Genomic DNA, 18210 nt, shown 5'->3' on the forward strand with positions numbered 1-18210 from the left:
CGCGCCCGCTTGCCGCTTCCTTTGCGGCAGGGCGGGGACGTTCAACCGCCCTTCGTCACCGGAATCAGCGCTCCACTGACGGCGCGTGCCGCCGGCGAGGCAAGGAACTGGATGACCTCGGCAATCGCGGCCGGTTGCACCCATTGGCTGAAGTCGGCATCCGGCATGTCGGCGCGATTGGTCGGCGTGTCGATAATGCTGGGCAGGATCGCGTTCACCGTGATGTCCTTGCCCACCAGTTCGGCCGCCAGGCTCTCGGTCAATTTATGCACGGCCATTTTCGATGCGGCATAGCCGCCCATGCCCGCTGCGGCGACGACGGCGCCCCCCGCGCCGATGTTGACGATGCGGGCTTGCGCCGCCTTCTCCAGTTCCGGCAGGGCCGCCTTGGTCATGTTGACGCAGGTGGTGGCGTTCATCGCGAACATGCGGTTCCATGTCGCGCTGCCTCCATCCGCCAGCGTCTCCCATATGAAGCCTCCCGCGACATTGACCAGCACGTCGATCGATCCCAGCGCTTCCACGATGTCCGCCACCAGCTTCTGCGTTGCGGAGAAGTCGGTCAGATCGACGCCGCCCATGTCGAGGCAGCCCGCCGGAGTCTCCGCCGGGGCAGGGGCGTAATCGACCCGCGCCACCCTGTCTCCTGCTGCCGCGAAGGCAGAAGCGACGGCGCCGCCCAATATCCCGAAAGCGCCGGTGACGACGACAGTTCGTGCGGTCATGCAATATCCTCTGGTCAGATGTTGAACCTGTCATATCCATATATTCGGCAAGTGGAGCGGGCAAATCAGCCCGCCGCGGCCTTGCGCACCAGCGGCCGGACATAGGAGATGTCGCTCTTGTCACGCCGGTTGGGGCCGGTGCTGAAGATGCGCGCCTTCCATTCGTCGGGAATTTCGGCCGCCGTCAGCGTCGCCGTCATTTCATTGACGCAGACCCTGTCGGCAATGCGCCACTCGCCGTTGCGCCTTTCGAACCGGTCCACATAGCGGCCGAAGCTGAGCTGGGGCGGTGCGCCCTTATTCTCGCCCCAGAAAGTATAATAGGTTTCCCCATGCGCCGTGTCGCCGTCGATCTCGACCGTGTGGTTGCTGATCGCGTGATGATGCCTGGTCTGGAATTCGCCATGCCATCCGATCGCCCAGTCGACGAAATCGGCGGCATAGCCTTCCGCAACGCCATGATCGTCGAAAGCGTCGGGCCAGTAGGCCGACAGCATCAGTTCGCGGTCGTGCCGGTCGACGCCGCGCGTATAGCGCAGCAGGCAGTCGTGGATGGCGGTGCGGTCCTTCATCTCCTGAAGGAAGGCGATGAGGTCGGGCGTGAGTTCGGTCATGGCAATCCCTTTGCGCTGTCGGTGCATGGGCGGGCGAGGCGGCCGGTCCGCTTCGCCCGCCCTGATCCCTCAGGCCGGCTGCAGGCTCTTTTCGGGCGCGGTTTCCGGCGCTTCCTTGCCCCCGCGCACGAGGCGGCCGGGCAGCGCGCCCGTGGAGCGGCCGTTGCGATAGGTGACCACGCCGCTCACGATCGTCGCGTCATAACCGTCCGCGCGCTGTTGCAGGCGGCGTCCGCCCGTCGGCAGATTATAGACGACATGCGGGGCGTAGAGGTGCAGCCTTTCCATGTCGATGATGTTGAGGTCCGCCTTGTACCCCGGCCTGATCAGGCCGCGATCGTGCAGACCGACGGCATGGGCCGGCTCATAGGTCAGCTTGCGCACGGCGTAGGGCAGGTCGACCTTCCTGTCGCCCTTGGCGTCGCGCACCCAATAGGTCAGGAAGTAGGTGGTATAGGCGGCGTCGCAGATCATGCTGTAATGCGCGCCGCCATCCCCCAGCGCCGGGAAGGTCCTGTCGTTCTTCACCAGGTTGCGGCCGGAGCTTTCGAACTTCTCGCCTTCCGAATTGCCGAGAGGACGATAGAGCACTTCCCGCCCGTCGCGCTGGAGCAGCGCGTCGTAGATCAATTCCTTGGGATCGACGCCCATGGCGCGGGCGCGGGCGCCGATGCTCTCGTCGCTGCGGGGATTGTAGTTGGGCGGGTTGCCGAGCACGAACATGGCGTCGAGATCGGAGATGACATAGACGAAGAAGGCCTGCGGATCGTCCGGCTCCTCCGCGATCAGCTTCTTGCGGAATTCCGGATCGCGCATCCGTTCCACCTTCTCCTCCAGCGGCAGATGCTCGATAGCGCGGAAGCTGGGGTTGAAGGAGAAGGGGTGCATCGACAGTTCAAGGCCCAGCAGCGCGCCGGTCGGACGCGGGATGATCTGGCCGCGCACTTCCAGGCCTTGCTGCTTGGAGGCTTCCAGCCGGGCGACCATTTCCTGCCAGTCGCCTTCGCCCTTGGGCGTCTGCATGAAGGTGAAGGAAACCGGGCGGCCCGACGTCCGCGCAATGTCGTCCAGCAGGTCCATGCGCTCGGCCGCCGTCACGTCATAGCTGGGCACCATCTGGAACACGCCCTTGCCGGCGTCGCGCAGGCCCTCGGCCAGCGCCAGCACTTCCTGGTCCTCGCTCTTGACCGAAGGGGCGGGGCGACCGTCGCGGAACTGGTGCGCATAGCTGCGCGACGTGGTGACGCCCAGGGCGCCGGCGTGGATCGCCTCCGCAGTAAGGCGGCGCATTTCCGCCAGATCCTCTGGCGTCGGCGGTTCCAGATTGGCGCCGCGTTCGCCCATCACATAGACGCGCAGAGGACTGTGCGGCAATTGCGCGGCGAAATCGATGTCGCTTTCGCGCTTCTCCAGCGCATCCAGATATTCGGGGAAGGTTTCCCAGTTGAACGGCACGCCTTCGGCCATGACGACTTCGGGAATGTCCTCTACGCCTTCCATCAGCTTGATCATCAACCTGCGATGCTCGGGACGGGAGGGAGCGAAGCCGACGCCGCAATTGCCCATGACCACCGTCGTCACACCGTGATCGGAGGAGGGGGCCAACCTGTTCTCCCAGGTGATCTGCCCGTCATAATGGGTATGCACGTCGACGAAACCCGGCGTGACGATGCGGCCGGCGGCGTCGATCTCTTCCCGCGCGATGCCCTGGACATCGCCCACCGCCGCGATCAACCCGTCCTTGACGGCGACATCCGCAACGAACGGGTCTCCGCCGCTGCCGTCATATATGCTACCCCCCCGGATGATGAGATCATAGTCGGGCATGAATGCTTCCTCTCAACTTGGCCTTCGGGCCTGTGATCTGATTGAGCAGTTCGATCGCAAAGCCTGCATCGCGGCCATTGCATCCTGTCAGCACGGAAGCCTGACTTATAGCCGCCCATGTGCCAAGCCGTCTCGTCCCGCACCGCGCCACATTTCAGATAAGCGATACCTGCACGGCCGATGGAGGAGGAGGAAGAAGGAAGGAAGCAACGCCAAAATCCACGAAAGTACGATAATATATCTTATGTTAAATCAAATTGCGGCCGCTTCCAGCCTGTTCGTCCTGCCCAGCTTCATGGCGGCGGGCTGCGTTTACCTGATGATGGGCCGCTATCCTCGACACAAGGACTAAGCGCTGTCCCACCAATGGCCGCCCGGAGGACTCCACCGATAGTTAGGCCCCTAAAGGACTTTTCGTTCAATCCCGGAACAGCACCCCTTATGCTTCCGTCCGGCATCATGACGGAGGATGGGATGACTGAAATCACCAGGGCGAAGACACAGGAGCCCAAGGAACGGCGGCTGAAGACTGCGGTCGATCATGTCTTCGATCCTTTGGACCCGGAAACGATCCGCAATCCTGGCCCCGCCTATTCGGCGCTTGCCGCCCAATGTCCCTTTTATCACTATAAGGGAGAGGAATATCAGTTCTACATCACCAGCGATTACAAGGAAATTCGCGACAAGATCCTGTCCGACAATCCCATATGGTCGTTCAAATGGGGCGATGCACCCATGGATTGGGAAGCGTTCAGCGATTTCGGGATATTGACCGATCCCCCCTTCCACCTCGAATATATCGCCGCCCTGCGCAGGGGGATGACGCCGGCCCGCATGCGCTATTATCTGCCGGAGGTGGAGGCGATTGCGGAAGATCTGGTCTCCGGACTGGAAAGTCGGGCGGACAAGCAGGGCAATTTCCACGATCTCTTCTGCCTCCCGCTGCCTGCCCGGACCATGTGTTTCATGCTGGGGGCTGACCAGGCGCTCCATGCCGATTACAAGCGCTGGGCGGATGAATTGCAGTCGCTGCTGTTCAACGACAGGAATCCGGACGCCGAACAGACGCTTATCGCGGAAATCCAGCCACATTTCATGGGCCTGATCGAAGCGCGCAGGCAATTGTTGCGCGACGCGGGCATCGATGAACCGACCCATGAACATTGGGGAACGGTGCTGCCGTTCGACTATATCTCGCTCGGTCTCGTCAGCCGCGTGGAGGGGCGGCGCTTCAACGACATGGAATTGTTCCAGATCTGCACCGCGCTATTGACCGGAGGGCAGGAAACGACCACCAGCCTGCTCACCAATGTGGTCTGGCGGCTGCTGGAAGCCCCCGAACGGTGGGAGCGGTTGAAGGCCGAGCCGCATCTGGTGGAAAATGTGATCGAGGAAAGCCTGCGCTTCGACCCGCCGATCAATTCCCATTTCCGCACCAGCCTGTGCCCGATACAGATGCATGGCGCGGAGCTGCCCGAACGCAGCAAGCTCATGTTCTCGATGATGGGGGCCAATCGCGATCCGGACATCTTCCCCGATCCCGACAGCTTCATCATGGATCGGCCGCTCAACCAGGTGAAGCGGCATTTGTCCTTCGGCTATGGCGTTCATTTCTGCCTGGGCGCGCCCATCGCCCGCCTGGAGGCGCAGGTCGGCTTGCGGAAGCTGGTCGAACGCCTGCCCGATCTGCGTCTGACGGGAAGTCCCGAGCGGATCGATAGCTGGATCTATTGGGGACAACGCGAACTGCCTGTCGCCTGGGACTGATCACCTCTTTTCGTGGACTGAATGGCGATGGACACGGTGCGGCGATCATCGCGCCTGTCCCTGCATCCCCGCAAGGATCGCCATGCCCTCCATGGCCAGTCCCTGATCCAGTTCCGCGGCCAGCCGCCCCTTGATCTCACGCGTAAGCAGCATGCGGGTATAGCGGTTGGCAATGGCGGGTCGCGCGGCAATCGTGCGGGCCAGTTCCCACGCGCGGGGCATCAGGGCTTCGGGCGACAGCACCTCCCCCACCAGGCCCAGCGACAGGGCTTCGGCCGCGCCAATCTCCTGCCCCGTCATCAGGAAATAGCGCCCACGGTTCGGCCCCAGCAGCATCGGCCAGATGCTGTGCACGCCGTCACCCGGCACCACGCCGGCCAGCGCGTGCGGCCTGTCCGCAAAGGCGGCCCCTTCGGCCGCCAGCACGACATCGGCCAGCAGCGCGATCTCCGCGTGGATGAAGGCGGGTCCGTTGACGGCAGCCAGCACCGGTATCTCGATCGCCAGCAGATTGTTGAGCAGCGCCCTGCCCTCGCGGAAGATCACATCCCACGTCGCCGCGCTCATTTGCGGCATGTCGCAGTCCATGTCGAACTCCGCGCAGAAGCTGTCGCCCGTGCCGGTGATCAGCAGCACGCGCGCGTCGGGATCGGCCGCGACCTGCGCGAAAGCGATGCCCAATTCCCTGTGCAACCCGCCCCAGAGCGCCCATTTGGCCGGGCCGCCGCGATGGTGGATGCGCAATTCGACGATCCCGTCATCCTGCGTCATTATGATATTGTCGAACGCCTTGCCCATCGCTCTTCCCCTCGTCCTTTTCCGTGCTATCAAGTGCATACTTGATAACTGGCGCCGACGCCATGGCAAGCAGGAAAGGCGATTGGAAGGATGACGAAGGTCAACGACGCGGTTCAGGACGTGCTGGACCGGCTTGTCGCGGAGGGCAAGGAAATCGGCATTCAGGTCAGCGCCTGGCTGGGCGAGGAGCAGATTGTCGACTGCTGGGCGGGCCTTGCCGATGCCGCCACGGGCAGGCCGGTCGACGGCGACACGCTGTTCAACGTCTATTCCGTGTCGAAGGCGGTGACCGCCACCGCCCTGCATATCCAGGCCGAACGGGGCCTGGTCGAATATGATGCGCCCGTCGCCGCCTACTGGCCCGAATTCGCCCAGGCCGGAAAGGGCGACGTCACCCTCCGCCACGTCCTTTCCCATGTGTCTGGCGTGCTGCGCATGCCGCCCGATGTGACGCCCGAACTGATGACCAACTGGGACTGGATGTGCCGCCGCATCGCGGAGATGGAGGGGGTCTATCCCGCCGGCAGCCGCTCCTCCTACCAGTCGATGACCTTCGGCTGGATGGTGGGCGAAGTGGTGCGCCGGACCGATCCGAAACGCCGCCCCTTCGGCCAGTTCATCAAGGAGGAGATAGCGGACCCGCTGGGCGCCGCCGATCTGTGGATGGGCATAGCCGATGCCGTCGAACCCCGCATCGCCAGGCTGGACGCCGCCGCCGTCTATGTCGCCCCGGACAATAATATGATGCGGGAGGCGCAGCCCCTGATCGTCGACCTGATGCCCGATCCGTTCGAACGCCCCTATGTGCGCCGCGCCTGCATTCCGGCGGTCGGCGGCATCTTCAACGCGCGGAGCAACGCCCGTTTCTGGGCGATGCTGGCCAATGGCGGGCAGTTCAACGGCGTCCGCCTGCTGTCGGAGGAACGCGTCGCCAGCTTCGCCGCGCCGCGCCCGCATTTCAAGGACGCCGATCCCGTCTTCTTCGGCATGGTCGTGCCGATCGCCTGGTCCGGCTTCTGGCTGGGCGGCGCGGAAAATCCGCCCGTATCCGCCCCTCGCAACATGCGGGCGCTGTGCCATCCGGGCATGGGCGGCAATATCGGCTGGGCCGACCCCGACCTGAAGCTGGCGGTCGGCATCTGCCACAACCGCATGTTCGATACGGTCGATATTGCGGAAGACAGCCGCACCATCATTGGCGACGCCATCCGGGCGGCGCTCCGATGACCTATGATTATATCATCGTCGGCGGCGGCTCCGCCGGATGCGTGCTGGCCGACCGCCTGTCGGAAAATCCGGCTAACGGCGTGCTGCTGCTGGAGGCGGGGCCGGAGGACCGCAACCCTTTCATCCACATGCCGCGCGGCGCCGCAAAGCTCTACACCGACCCCCGCCATGTCTGGTATTTCCAGACCGAGGAGCATGAGGGCATTCCCGCCGAAACCTGGATACGCGGCAAGATGCTGGGCGGCTCCTCTTCCGTCAACGGCATGATGTATTTCCGCGGCCAGCCCGAAGATTATGACGGCTGGGAAGCGCTGGGCGCGAAAGGCTGGGGATGGAACCGGATCGGCGCGGCGTTCCGCGCCATGGAGGGGCATGAGCTGGGCGGCGACGCGCTGCGCGGGGGCGACGGGCCGCTGCGCATCTCGGTGGAACCGATGCGCGATCCGCTGACCGAAGCCTTCATCGCGGCGGGCGAGCAGATGGGCGTGCCCCGCGTCGACGATCTCAACCGGTCGGGCCGGGCCGGCGTGGGCTATACGCCGCGCACCATCTGGAAGGGCAAGCGGCAGAGCGCGGCCCAGACCTTTCTGAAACGGGCGCGGGGCCGATCCAATCTGCGCATCGTCACCGGCGCGATCGTCGACAAGGTCTTGTTCACCGGCCAGCGCGCAACCGGCGTCCGCGCCCATGTGAACGGCGTCGCCCGGGACTTCGCCAGCGGCCGCGACATCATCGTCAGCGCGGGCGCGCTGATGTCGCCGCAAATCCTTCAGCGCTCCGGCATCGGGGCGGCCGAACTGTTGCGCGACCTGGGCATTCCCGTCGTGGCCGACAGTCCGGGCGTGGGCGAACATATGCTGGAACACCGCCTGCTCTCCATGGTCTACGACCTTGCCGTTCCGCACAGCCAGAACAAGGAACTGGCCGGCCTGAAACTGGTCGGCAATGTGCTGCGCTATTATCTCACCCGCACCGGGCCGATGGCGGCGGGCTACGGCAATGTCGGCGCCTTCGCGACCGTCCTGCCGGAATCGGAGACGCCGGACGTCGAAATCCTGCTTTCCCCTGCCGTCGCGGCGCCGGACGCCAAGGGCAATATGGTCGCGGATGCGGCGCACAGCATCACCCTGTTCGGCTATCCGTTGCGCTCGCGCAGCGAAGGGTCCGTGCGGATCACGGCGGCCGATCCCATGGCTCCGGCGAAGATCCGCGCGGGCTATCTGACCGATCCCTATGATTGCGCGGTCACGGTCGCGATGCACCGCTATCTGCGCGACTGGATGTCCCGTCCCGCCATCGCGCCGATGATCGCGGGGGAGCGCGAGCCGACCCGATCGCTCCGGACCGACGATGAAATCCTCTCGGCCTTCCGCCAGATCGGCCAGGCGGGCTATCACGCCTGCGGCACCTGCCGCATGGGCGATTTCGACGATGCGGTGCTCGACGAAAAACTGCGCGTGAAGGGTGTCGACGGCTTGCGCGTCATGGATGGATCGATCATGCCTATGATGGTTTCGGCCAATACCAACGGGCCGATCATGGCGTCGGCATGGAATGCGGCCGACATTATCTTGGAGGGGCGCAATCGCTAAAATCCTGACAGACGAAACCGCCTCCGCCGAAGATGGCGGGCGCATGCGGCGGCGGCGGCGCACGCGCGAGGATGTGGTCCAGCGCATCTGCGACGCAGCGCGGCAATTGTTCGCGGAGCGCGGCTATGGCGGCACCACCACGCGGGAGATCGCGCGTCTGGCCGACGTCAGCGAAACCCTGCTGTTCCGCTATTATGGCGACAAGGCGGGACTGTTCAATGAAGTGGTGATCGCGCCGTTCGACGCGCTGATGGCCGACTTCGTCGAACTCCATCCCGATCCCACCGCGCCATTCCCCCGACAGGCGGAAACGCGCCGCTTCACCCGACAGGTCTATGAATTGTTCGAAGGCAATGAGGCGATGTTCCGCGCCCTGCTCGCCGGACCGCCAAGCGGCGGCGAGGATGCGGCGCCCGGCTTGCGCGGCCTGGCCCCCTTTTTCCAGCAGTCGGTCGATCAGGTCCGTCAACGCTATGCGCTGGCGGGAATCGATCCGCCCTTCGACCTTGGCATCGGCGTGCGGCTGGGCTTCGGCATGATCGCCGCCAGCGTGATCCTGCGCGACGCGCTCTTTCCCGATCCGCCGGGCCGTGAGGCCGTGTTGGACGTGCTGGAGCAACTGATCGCCCAGTCGCTGGTGGGGCCGCCCATCGATTGACAGCCCGACCGGCCGGACTTATGTAGCATATGCTTCATAGGAGAGATTCCGGCCATGGAACCCGCCGTCAGAATTCAGGAATATGACGATCCGAGCTACGATCCGTTCAGCGCGGACGACATCAATTTCGGGGACACGCTCGATCCCTATGCGAAGATCGCGAAATGGCGGGCGCAGACCCCGGTGCTGGAAGGCGATTACCGCCCCAAAATGGGCCTGCAATCCGCCACTTACCCGGATCGCAAAATGTTCACGATCGTCGGTTCGGACGAGATATTGACGGTCCTGACCGACACCGACAGCTTTTCCAACCATGGCTACAGGTTCAACATCGGGGAAACCTTCGGCCAGGGCAGCATCAGCGTCATGGACAATCCCGAACATGGCCGCTGGCGGAAGATCTTCCAGAAAATATTCCTGCCCCAATATGTGAAAACATGGGGTGAAACCATCGTCGATCCGGTGGTTCATAAATTGATGGGCAGGTTCATGGGCACCGGCCGCGCCGACCTCATCGAACAATTCACCCTGCTTTATCCTTTCGAGGTGATCTATCAGCAGCTCGATCTCCCGGAATCGGATGTACGCACCTTCCAGCGGCTGGCCATTGGCCAGACCGACTATATGCACATCGACAAGGCGCAGGAGGCATCGCGCAAGCTGGGCGAATATTTCACCGCGCTGGTGGACGAACGGCGGCGCAATCCGGGCGACGATCTGGTCAGCCTGCTCGCCAATACCGAAGTGGACGGCGATTATCTGCCGCCGCTGGTGCTGATCTCCTTCCTGCGGCAATTGATGAACGCGGCGGGCGACACCACCTATCGCGGGACCAGCGTGCTGCTGACCGCGCTGCTGGAAAATCCCGACCAGCTCGACGCCATCCGGGAGGACCGAAAGCTCATTCCCGTCGCGATCGAGGAGGCGCTGCGCTGGGACGGCCCCGTCGCCGTGCAGCTTCGCATGGCGAAACAGGATGTGGTGCTTGCCGGCGTCGAAATTCCGGCCGGATCGCTGCTCGACGTGGTGGCGGGCGCCGCCAATCGCGACCCGGCGATCTTCCCCGATCCCGACAAGTTCGACATCTTCCGCGAGCGCAAGGCGCACTTCTCCTTCTCGCGCGGACCGCATATCTGCGTCGGCCAGCATCTGGCGCGGGTGGAGATGACCCGCGCGCTGCATGCGGTACTGGATCATCTGCCCAATCTGCGCTTCGACCCCGACAAGCCGCGGCCCGAGATACGCGGTTCGATGATGCGCGTGCCCAGGCATCTCCATGTCCGCTTCGGCGACTGATCTTCATCCAGGGGACCCAATATGCCAAATGTGATCGTCACCACCCGCGATGGCGCGGAAAGGGAAATTGCCGCCGAAACTGGACTGTCCTTGATGGAAGCGATCCGCGATGCCGGGATCGACGAGATGCTGGCGCTTTGCGGAGGATGCTGTTCCTGCGCGACCTGCCATGTGAAGGTCGACCCGGCCTTCTTCGGGCTGTTGCCGACGGTCAGCGAGGATGAAAGCGACCTGCTGGACAGTTCCGAACATCGCGACGAATATTCGCGATTGTCCTGCCAGATTCCTCTCACGGCGGAGCTGGACGGCCTGCGCGTCGCGATTGCGCCGGAGGATTGAGGGGCGGCGACCGGCAGGAGCCGCGATCCATCGCATCTGTGAAATCCTGACCCATCCGCAGACGCGGCCCTTGCCTCGCCTGCCCCCTGGGTCAAGACAGTTTCGGAGAGGGAAAACAGAGAATGAGCGCTGACATGACAAGCGTGGCTGAAGGCGAGCTGGCACCGCGTCCCGACCATGTACCGGCCGCGCTGGTGCGCGATTTCAACATCTACGATATTCCGGGGTCGGCAGAGGATGTGCAGGCGGCCTATGCCGCGATCCAGCAGGCCAATCCCGATATATTCTGGACCCCCCATAATGGCGGTCACTGGGTTGCAACCCGCAGCGACGACATCATCGCGATGCAGCGCGACTATCATCATTTCTCGCACAAGCACATCGTCCTGCCCCCGATGCCGGAAGGCACGCCACGCCAGATCCCGCTGGAGATGGACCCACCCGAACATGCGCGATACCGGCGCCCGCTGATGCAGTCGCTGATGCCTGCCGTGGTCTCCGAACTGGAGAGCAAGGTGCGCGATGTCGCGGTGGAGGCGATAGAGCGCGTGCTGCCGCGGGGCGAATGCGAGTTCATCGAGGATTTCGCCAAGATCCTCCCCATCCACGTCTTCCTGGAACTGGTCGATCTGCCGATCTCCGACAAGCATCGCCTGTTGCCGATCGCGGAACGTTCGGTGCGCGGCCACACCGCCGAAATACGGTTGCAGGCGCAGCAGGAAATGGGCGGTTATCTGATGGATGAAATTCGCGCCCGTCGCGACAATCCCGGAGAGGATTTGCTGAGCAAGCTGGTCAACGTCAATGTCGGTGAAGGTCGGATTTCCGAGATGGAGGCCGTCAGTTACGCAACGCTGGTGTTGTTCGGCGGGCTCGACACCGTGGCCGGCATGATTGGTTTCATCGCCCGTTTCCTGGCGCTGAATCCAGGTCATCGCCGTCAGTTGGTCGAGCGGCTGGATGATGAGGATTTCATCAAGCATGCGATTGAGGAGATGATTCGTCGCCACGGTCTGGCCAATACGTCCCGCGTGATCACCGAGAACCTCGAATATAAGGGCGTATATTTCCAGGCGGGCGACCGCATATTGCCCGCCAATCTCTGGGTCGGTACGGACGACCGGGTGAACGCAGATCCGCTGGTGGTGGATTTCAGCCGTGAAAAGCCGGTGCACGCGGCGTTCGGAAACGGAGCCCATGCCTGTCCGGGCGCAGTGCTGGCGCGGCGGGAAATTCGCATTTTCCTCCAGGAATGGCTGAGCCGCATTCCGGATTTCCGCATCAAGCCGGGGACGAAGCCGGTACTGGCGACGGGCATGGTCAACGGTGTGCTCAGTCTGGACCTGTGCTGGCCCTGAGCCGCCGTCGATAGCTCCATGCCGGTGGAGGGCAGCGCGAACATGCCTCGCAAGCCTCTGGACCAACTCAACGCCGGCCGTTCCTTCTATGCACAGCGCATGCCCGAGATGGAGAGCGAGCATTTCGGGCCGCTCTGGCATCTGTTCACGGTCGGGCATCTGGTCACGACCGATCTGGACGGCATCGCGGGCAAGCTGGGATATAGTTTCGCTGATCTCGACCTTCTCGGCACGCTGGCGATCGATCAGGACATGCCGCACCGGGCGACCGATCTCGCCTCCACCCTCCATATATCCAATGCCGTGATCTCGACCAGGATCGCGCGCCTGGAAAAGGCGGGCTTGCTGAAGCGCCAGCGCAACCCGGAGGACCGACGGGTTTTCGACCTGGCGCTGACGCCGCCGGGACGCGCGCTCATCGAGCGAGCCATTGTCGACATTGCCGCGCAGTCGAAGCTGGTCCGCTTCTTCCGCCAACTCAGCCCCACCGACCGGCAGACCTTGTCCCGGCTGCTGGGCGACCTGCACCAGCGGTTCGACCGCGAATTCATCGGCGGGCTGTAGCACCGCCAGGTCTGGAGCGCGCTGCACTGAATCGGACGCAGGTCGCGCGCTCCAAATTCCGTTTCCGCATCCTTTCGGGCGGAAAACCGGTTCTCGCCCTTCGACAGGCTCAGAACAGGCTTTTCCGCCCGATGCTTTAGCCCGATGCCCGGTCCGCCAGCGACCGGCGAGGCATGTTCCGGTCAGATCAGGCCTTGGCGGCGCGCCGCTTTGGCAACGGCGGTGAATTCATCATAGACGGTCAGAGGTTCATGAACGATGGCGTCGTCCGTGACGCTGCCCCAGTGAGCGGCAATATCCTCCACGCTGGGCGGCATAGGCCCCATCGGCGCAACCCAGCCATCGGCGGCGCAGATGCGCACCTTCGCGTAACGGCCGCTATTCTGCGAATAGATGCCGTGGGTGGAAGTGCATTGTTCGCTGACCAGATAGACTGCCAGCGGCGTATTGAACGCCACTTCGATACGGCCCTCGCTCGCGGCGTAATCGGCGCCTTGCACCGCCTCCGCAAAGGCGGGGATTTCCATGAAACCAGCGTCCATTTCCGCTGCCAGCCGGGATTGCGCGGTGGGCAGCAGCAGGTTCGACGTGATGCCATAGGCCGATCCCTCGATGGCGACGATATGGCTGAGGCCCATGAGGCCGCCTTTTGCCGCCGCGTAATTGGCCTGCCAGGCGTGGCCGAACATGGCGGATGCCGAACCGGTGAAAAGGAACCGGCCGTAGCCGTTTCGACGCATTGCGCGATAGGCGGGCTGGGCGACATAGATGGCCCCTTTCAGATGCACGTCGATGATCGCGTCGATCTGCTCATCGGTCAGATCTTCGAACCGGCCATTGCGCAGGAAGCCTGCATTGTTGATGCAGATGTCGACCTTGCCGAAGGCATCGAGCGCGGTCTGGACAATGGCTGCACCTCCCTGTCGCGTCGACACGCTGTCGTAATTGGCGACCGCTTCGCCGCCCTTGCCGCGAATTTCCTGGACCACCAGGTCCGCCGCATTATGCGATTGTCCCTGCCCCGATCCGCTGCCTCCCAGATCGTTCACGACGACCTTCGCGCCGCGCCGGGCAAGCTCCAGCGCGTAATCCTTGCCCAAACCGTTGCCCGCGCCGGTGATGATCGCCACGCGGCCGTCGAAACGCAAATCGGTCATGTCCATCCTCTTCTTCCATTCTCTTTCGGCCCATGCGTTCGTCACGCGCGAACAGGCGGTCATCCACGGCGAGCGGCAGCCGGGGCGATCCTATCCCTTCGCCGGATCGGCGCCAGCATGGGCAAGAAAGATCGGCTATTCGATGAAAACAGGCGTCAGGGCACTCAGTTGACGCTCTGGACCTGACCGCCGTCCACGCGGACATTGGCGCCGGTCATGTATCCGGCATGCGGGCTCGCGATCATGCAGACGACATGGGCGATCTCCTCGACCCGGCCGATGCGGCCGACGGGGATCGGCGTCAACTCGCGAGCGGCGCGGGCTTCTGCTTCCTCCAGAGAAATGTCGCCCCAGCCCATGTTCCGCTTGAGATTGCCGAGCCATGCCTCGACCGCCGGAGTGAGGATCATGCCGGGGCTGACACTGTTCGCGGTGACGCCGCAGGGTCCCAGTGCCTTCGCCAGGCTGACGGTCATGTTCAGCATGGCCGCCTTGGCCGCGCCATAATCCGGGCCGAAGGCAATGGGCTGCGTGGCCGCGGCACTGGCGATGTTGATGATGCGGCCCCATCCTTTCGCCTGCATCGCGGGCAGAAGCCGCCGGATCAACCGCGCGGCGGCAATGGCGTTGAGCTGATAGGTACCCTCCCAACCCTCTTCGTCCACCTCCGTCCAATGCATGGCAGAGGTGCCCACGGCGCCGCCGGCATTGTTCACCAATATGTCGACCTCCCCGGCTGCCTTCGCCACCGCATCCGCCCCAGCATCGGTGGAAAGATCGCCAATCGCCACGCAGGCGCCGGGGCCAATCGAATCCGCCACGGCACGCGCCTTTTCCGCATCGCGGCCATGCACAATCACGGCGCAGCCTTCCGCCGCCAATAGTCGGGCTATGCCCGCGCCGATGCCGGAACTGCTGCCCGTCACCAGCGCGCGCCTGCCTGCCAGTCCAAGGTCCATGCCTGTCTCTCCTATGCTTTCACGATATGCTCGATGGCGATCATGGTCGCGTAATCGCTGACGAACTCGGCCACGTCCGCCGTAATGACGGCGATGTCCTCCGGGCTTCTGAACAACCCGTCGCGCAGCGCCGCTTCGCTTGGAAAATGAAGATGGGCCATGCCGAACCAGGGAACCGCCGGCGAAAAACGATCCTGCACATAGCGGTTCATGCCGACATGGATTTCGCAGGCGAGCGGGATATGTTCGTCCCAGTGCCGTTCCACATCCTGTCGCGGCAAAGCTTCGATGGCGCGGATGAAGGAAAGCTGGGAAAGGCCCGGCGTGATGCCGGTCGGCAAGGGCGCAGCCGCTGCCTTGCCGACGACCTGGGCGGAGGAGCGCACCTCCACCTCTTTCCAATCGGAGCGGATGCTGTGGGCATCGAGCGCGGCGTCGGACCAAAGTTCGATCACCGCATCGTAAACCGGCGGCGTCGGAACACCGCCGGGCTCAGCCGGAGCATTCAGCCCCTTATGCACGACGATCCGCTCGGCCGCCTTGGCCCAGGTCTGCGCCGCGGCCCATTCGGGCGCGGATGCGGCCATGACGGATCGCGGTCCGCGCAAAAGGATGACCCGCTTCATCTTGCCCTCTCCCTGATCGCTCTTGCGCGACCGACTCGCATTTAATAAAATAAACGGTATAGTTTTATTTCGATGGAGCAAGCGTGCCCGGCGAAGACATCACAAGACCGCGCCGGGGGAGGCCGACCAATGCGGATGCGCCGGTGCGCGAGGCCGAACTGATCGAGGCAGCGGCGCGCGCCTTTCTGATGCACGGCTATGCCGGCGCGAGCATGGACCATATCGCCGCCGTCGCCAGGGTCAGCAAGGCGACAATCTATGCCCGCTTCAACAACAAGGCCGCGCTGTTCGAGGCCGTCGCCCTCCACAGCGTCGCGTCCATGCGCAGCGATGTGCGAAGCATCGCGACCGAGGGACGGGAACCCGCCGGGGTGCTGACGGACTTCGCCCTTCGCATCACCGGCGAAGTGGCGGAGGCGGAGCGGATCGCCCTGCTTCGTCTCGCCATCGCCGCGAAGGAACGCTTCCCCGACATAGCCAAGCGGCTGCACGGCCATATCGCTGATACGGTGGCGCCGATAACCGCCTATCTCACCCATTTGCGGGAGGCGGGGTACGAGATCGACGATCCCGCCCAACTGGCCCAGCACTTCATCAATCTGGCCAATGGCGGGCTGCGTTTCCTCCTGACCGACGACTTCACGGACGAGGCGTTTCGGCAGCAATGGGCGACCCGCGTGGTCGCATTGTTCCTGCGAGGGATAGAGCGCTGAGCGGCAGACGGCATCCATGTCGATAGGAACATGCATCAAGCATGCATTGTTTACGCGCTTCTCCTCCCTCCGATTGTCGACCTCGCGCTTTTCTGAGACGCCTGGGGGCGAGTGGTCGAGGAGACGGGATATGAGGCGCTGGCTGATCACAGGCATTTCGAGCGGCATCGGCGCGGCGTTGGCGAAAGCCGCTCTGGCGCGGGGCGACCATGTCACTGGCGCCGCCCGCGACGCGCAAGCGATCAGCGCATTCGAAGCGGAGGGCGCAGGCCGCACCAGGGGAATCGTCGCGGACATGAGCGATCCCAGGCAGGTTTTGAGGCTTGCATGCGAAGCGCTGGCGGCCGGGCATGTGGACATATTGGTCAACAATGCCGGGCAGAGCCTGTTCGGCGCGGTCGAGGAGGTCGATCTGGATGATGCGCGCGGGCTGTTCGAGGTCAATTTCTTCGGTCCCTGGGCATTGACCCAGGCGCTGCTGCCGCATTTCCGCTCGCGCGGATCGGGCACGATCGTTCAATTGTCGTCGGGCTGCGGTCTGAACGGCACGCCCGGCCTCGGCGCTTACTGCGCGAGCAAATTCGCGCTGGAAGGCTTGACCGAAACGCTGGCGCTGGAGGTTGCAGCCCTGGGCATTCGCACCATGTTGGTCGAGCCGGGCGCGATCGCCACCCGCTTCATCAGCCATGGCACCCGCGAGGCGCAGCTCCGCATTGCCGATTACGGCTTTCTGTCGGGGCAGGGCAAGACGGTGCTGGACGGCTATTACGCCACCGCCGCCCGCCCGCCGGAAGCGGTGGCGGAGGCGATATTGGCGGCGCTCGACGGCGAAACGCTGCCCCTGCGCCTGCCGGTGGGCGGGGATATGCGCGGAGCGCTGGCGCAAAAGGCATCGGTGCTGGCTGCGTTGGCCGGTTGACGATGCGGCGCGGAAGACTGCGCTATCGCAAGGATTTTCAGTTCGTCAGGATGACCTTGCCGTTCAATCCGCCCGCATCGACCAGCCGCTGCGCTTCCGCCGCCTGATCGAGCGGCAGGATGCGGGCGATGGGCACGGCGATCCTGCCCTGCGCGACGGCGGCGGCCAGACGGGCGGCGTCGGGACCGCTGGGGACGACCGCGAAAAATTCTGGCGCAAACGGCAATCCGTCGCTCGGGATCGGCGTGGTGGCGGCGGTCAGCACCCGGCCGCCGGGCTTCAGGTGCCGGCAAAGCGCGCCGACTGCTTCGCCGCCCACAGTGTCGATGACATGATCGAAGGACGCGCCGCTCCAATCCTCCTCGCCCAGGGCGATCACATCGTCAGCACCCAGAGCGCGCACAGCCTCGACATGGGCGGCGCGGACGGCGACGGTCACATGGACGCCCCGCTCCTTCGCCGCAAACAGGGCGAAACGGCCGACGGCGCCCAGCGCGCCCGTCAGCATCAGCCTCTGACCGGCCTGAAGGTCCAACCCGCGTTCGACCATCTGCAAGCCGGTCAGACCAGCGGTCGGGATCGCGGCGGCGGTCGGCAGATCGAGGCCATCGGGCACCAGCGCCAGATGATCGGCGGCCACGGCGACCTGTTCGGCATAGCCGCCCTTGCGGAACGGATCGAGCATGCCGAAGACGCGGGCGCCGGGCGCAAAGCCCTCCCCGCCGATGACTTCGCCCGCCACGTCATAGCCCAGAATATGAGGGAAACCGACAGGCGCGAAGCTTTCGAACAGGCCCGCCCGCCATTTGCCGTCCGCCGGATTGACGGCCGCCGTCAGGATGCGTAGCAGCGCCTCCCCCGGCTGAGGTTGCGGCGACGGCAGATCGGCAGGCTCCAACACCTCCGGGCCGCCATGGCGGTTGATCACGATCGCCTTCACCCTTGCATCTCCTTCATTTGGTCAGGATCATCGCCGCGCTCCGTTGGCGCTGATCTTGTGGCGAAGCCGGGCATCGTCGGGAAGCGCGTCAGGCGCAATCATCACGTCAGTGATTAGGGTCTAAGGATGCC

19 protein-coding genes are annotated in these 18210 nt (G+C 64.1%); 11 read left to right on the forward strand and 8 right to left on the reverse strand.

The features are described 5' to 3' along the window. Positions 1-41 precede the first annotated feature (41 nt). The 3 genes from K7W03_RS04285 to K7W03_RS04295 form a co-directional block, all read right to left on the reverse strand. Entirely contained in the window at positions 42-725 is a 684-nt protein-coding gene (locus K7W03_RS04285; RefSeq protein ID WP_222885683.1) for an SDR family NAD(P)-dependent oxidoreductase, read from the reverse strand. Between the two features lie 65 nt (positions 726-790). Continuing rightward, complete coding sequence (locus tag K7W03_RS04290) at positions 791-1339, reverse strand: nuclear transport factor 2 family protein (protein ID WP_171009950.1); 549 nt, start codon at positions 1337-1339, stop codon at positions 791-793. Positions 1340-1408: 69 nt separating this feature from the next. Then, on the reverse strand, positions 1409-3166 hold the full coding sequence (locus K7W03_RS04295) for an N-acyl-D-amino-acid deacylase family protein (RefSeq protein WP_222885684.1): 1758 nt from the start codon (positions 3164-3166) through the stop codon (positions 1409-1411). 474 nt (positions 3167-3640) lie between these two features. Between K7W03_RS04295 and K7W03_RS04300 the strand changes: the two genes are divergently transcribed. After that, on the forward strand, positions 3641-4933 hold the full coding sequence (locus tag K7W03_RS04300; protein WP_222885685.1) for a cytochrome P450: 1293 nt from the start codon (positions 3641-3643) through the stop codon (positions 4931-4933). A 45-nt stretch (positions 4934-4978) separates the two neighbouring features. Here the strand turns inward: K7W03_RS04300 and K7W03_RS04305 are convergent, their stop codons facing one another. Next, a complete protein-coding gene (locus tag K7W03_RS04305) occupies positions 4979-5731 on the reverse strand; it encodes an enoyl-CoA hydratase/isomerase family protein (protein ID WP_222885686.1) in 753 nt (250 codons plus the stop codon). Between the two features lie 90 nt (positions 5732-5821). Here K7W03_RS04305 and K7W03_RS04310 point away from each other — a divergent pair, with 90 nt between their 5' ends. The 7 genes from K7W03_RS04310 (at position 5822) to K7W03_RS04340 (ending at position 12765) form a co-directional block, all read left to right on the forward strand. Next, positions 5822-6958: a serine hydrolase domain-containing protein gene (locus K7W03_RS04310; RefSeq protein ID WP_222885687.1), complete on the forward strand. Its 1137-nt coding sequence runs from the start codon at positions 5822-5824 to the stop codon at positions 6956-6958. Further along, positions 6955-8550, forward strand: a complete 1596-nt coding sequence (locus K7W03_RS04315; protein WP_099186902.1) for a GMC family oxidoreductase — start codon at positions 6955-6957, stop codon at positions 8548-8550. The genes K7W03_RS04310 and K7W03_RS04315 overlap by 4 nt, the downstream gene beginning before the upstream one ends. Positions 8551-8593: 43 nt before the next feature. Continuing rightward, the gene (locus K7W03_RS04320) at positions 8594-9208 is read left to right on the forward strand and encodes a TetR/AcrR family transcriptional regulator (RefSeq protein ID WP_025551994.1); all 615 of its coding nucleotides are present in this window, start codon (positions 8594-8596) and stop codon (positions 9206-9208) included. Between the two features lie 54 nt (positions 9209-9262). Continuing rightward, positions 9263-10504 carry a cytochrome P450 gene (locus K7W03_RS04325; RefSeq protein WP_099186903.1) on the forward strand — a complete coding sequence of 414 codons (1242 nt, stop codon included), beginning with the start codon at positions 9263-9265 and terminating at the stop codon, positions 10502-10504. A 21-nt stretch (positions 10505-10525) separates the two neighbouring features. Further along, positions 10526-10843: a 2Fe-2S iron-sulfur cluster-binding protein gene (locus tag K7W03_RS04330; RefSeq protein ID WP_099186904.1), complete on the forward strand. Its 318-nt coding sequence runs from the start codon at positions 10526-10528 to the stop codon at positions 10841-10843. Between the two features lie 134 nt (positions 10844-10977). Next, a complete protein-coding gene (locus tag K7W03_RS04335; protein ID WP_226869691.1) occupies positions 10978-12201 on the forward strand; it encodes a cytochrome P450 in 1224 nt (407 codons plus the stop codon). 42 nt (positions 12202-12243) lie between these two features. Further along, positions 12244-12765 carry a MarR family winged helix-turn-helix transcriptional regulator gene (locus K7W03_RS04340; protein WP_061934563.1) on the forward strand — a complete coding sequence of 174 codons (522 nt, stop codon included), beginning with the start codon at positions 12244-12246 and terminating at the stop codon, positions 12763-12765. 182 nt (positions 12766-12947) lie between these two features. Here the strand turns inward: K7W03_RS04340 and K7W03_RS04345 are convergent, their stop codons facing one another. After that, the gene (locus tag K7W03_RS04345) at positions 12948-13922 is read right to left on the reverse strand and encodes an SDR family NAD(P)-dependent oxidoreductase (protein ID WP_025552002.1); all 975 of its coding nucleotides are present in this window, start codon (positions 13920-13922) and stop codon (positions 12948-12950) included. Here K7W03_RS04345 and K7W03_RS04350 point away from each other — a divergent pair. Next, the gene (locus tag K7W03_RS04350) at positions 13921-14094 is read left to right on the forward strand and encodes a hypothetical protein (RefSeq protein WP_222885688.1); all 174 of its coding nucleotides are present in this window, start codon (positions 13921-13923) and stop codon (positions 14092-14094) included. The two genes, K7W03_RS04345 and K7W03_RS04350, sit on opposite strands and share 2 nt — an antisense overlap. On the opposite strand, the gene K7W03_RS04355 is transcribed toward K7W03_RS04350, so the two are convergent. Both K7W03_RS04355 and K7W03_RS04360 read right to left on the reverse strand, forming a co-directional pair. Further along, on the reverse strand, positions 14087-14881 hold the full coding sequence (locus K7W03_RS04355; RefSeq protein WP_061934482.1) for an SDR family NAD(P)-dependent oxidoreductase: 795 nt from the start codon (positions 14879-14881) through the stop codon (positions 14087-14089). The genes K7W03_RS04350 and K7W03_RS04355 overlap by 8 nt on opposite strands. 11 nt (positions 14882-14892) lie before the next feature. Further along, positions 14893-15507 carry an EthD family reductase gene (locus tag K7W03_RS04360; RefSeq protein ID WP_222885689.1) on the reverse strand — a complete coding sequence of 205 codons (615 nt, stop codon included), beginning with the start codon at positions 15505-15507 and terminating at the stop codon, positions 14893-14895. 83 nt (positions 15508-15590) lie between these two features. On the opposite strand from K7W03_RS04360, the gene K7W03_RS04365 reads away from it, so the two are divergent. Together K7W03_RS04365 and K7W03_RS04370 are read left to right on the forward strand one after the other, a co-directional pair. Continuing rightward, positions 15591-16220 carry a TetR/AcrR family transcriptional regulator gene (locus K7W03_RS04365; protein WP_061934486.1) on the forward strand — a complete coding sequence of 210 codons (630 nt, stop codon included), beginning with the start codon at positions 15591-15593 and terminating at the stop codon, positions 16218-16220. 130 nt (positions 16221-16350) lie between these two features. Continuing rightward, a complete protein-coding gene (locus tag K7W03_RS04370) occupies positions 16351-17139 on the forward strand; it encodes an SDR family oxidoreductase (RefSeq protein ID WP_222885690.1) in 789 nt (262 codons plus the stop codon). A gap of 37 nt (positions 17140-17176) precedes the next feature. Here K7W03_RS04370 and K7W03_RS04375 read toward each other — a convergent pair whose 3' ends face one another. Then, entirely contained in the window at positions 17177-18079 is a 903-nt protein-coding gene (locus tag K7W03_RS04375) for an NADP-dependent oxidoreductase (protein WP_222885691.1), read from the reverse strand. Between the last annotated feature and the right edge of the window lie 131 nt (positions 18080-18210).

The organism is Sphingobium sp. PNB (genome assembly GCF_019873065.1).
GTDB classification, from domain to species: Bacteria; Pseudomonadota; Alphaproteobacteria; order Sphingomonadales; family Sphingomonadaceae; genus Sphingobium; species Sphingobium fuliginis.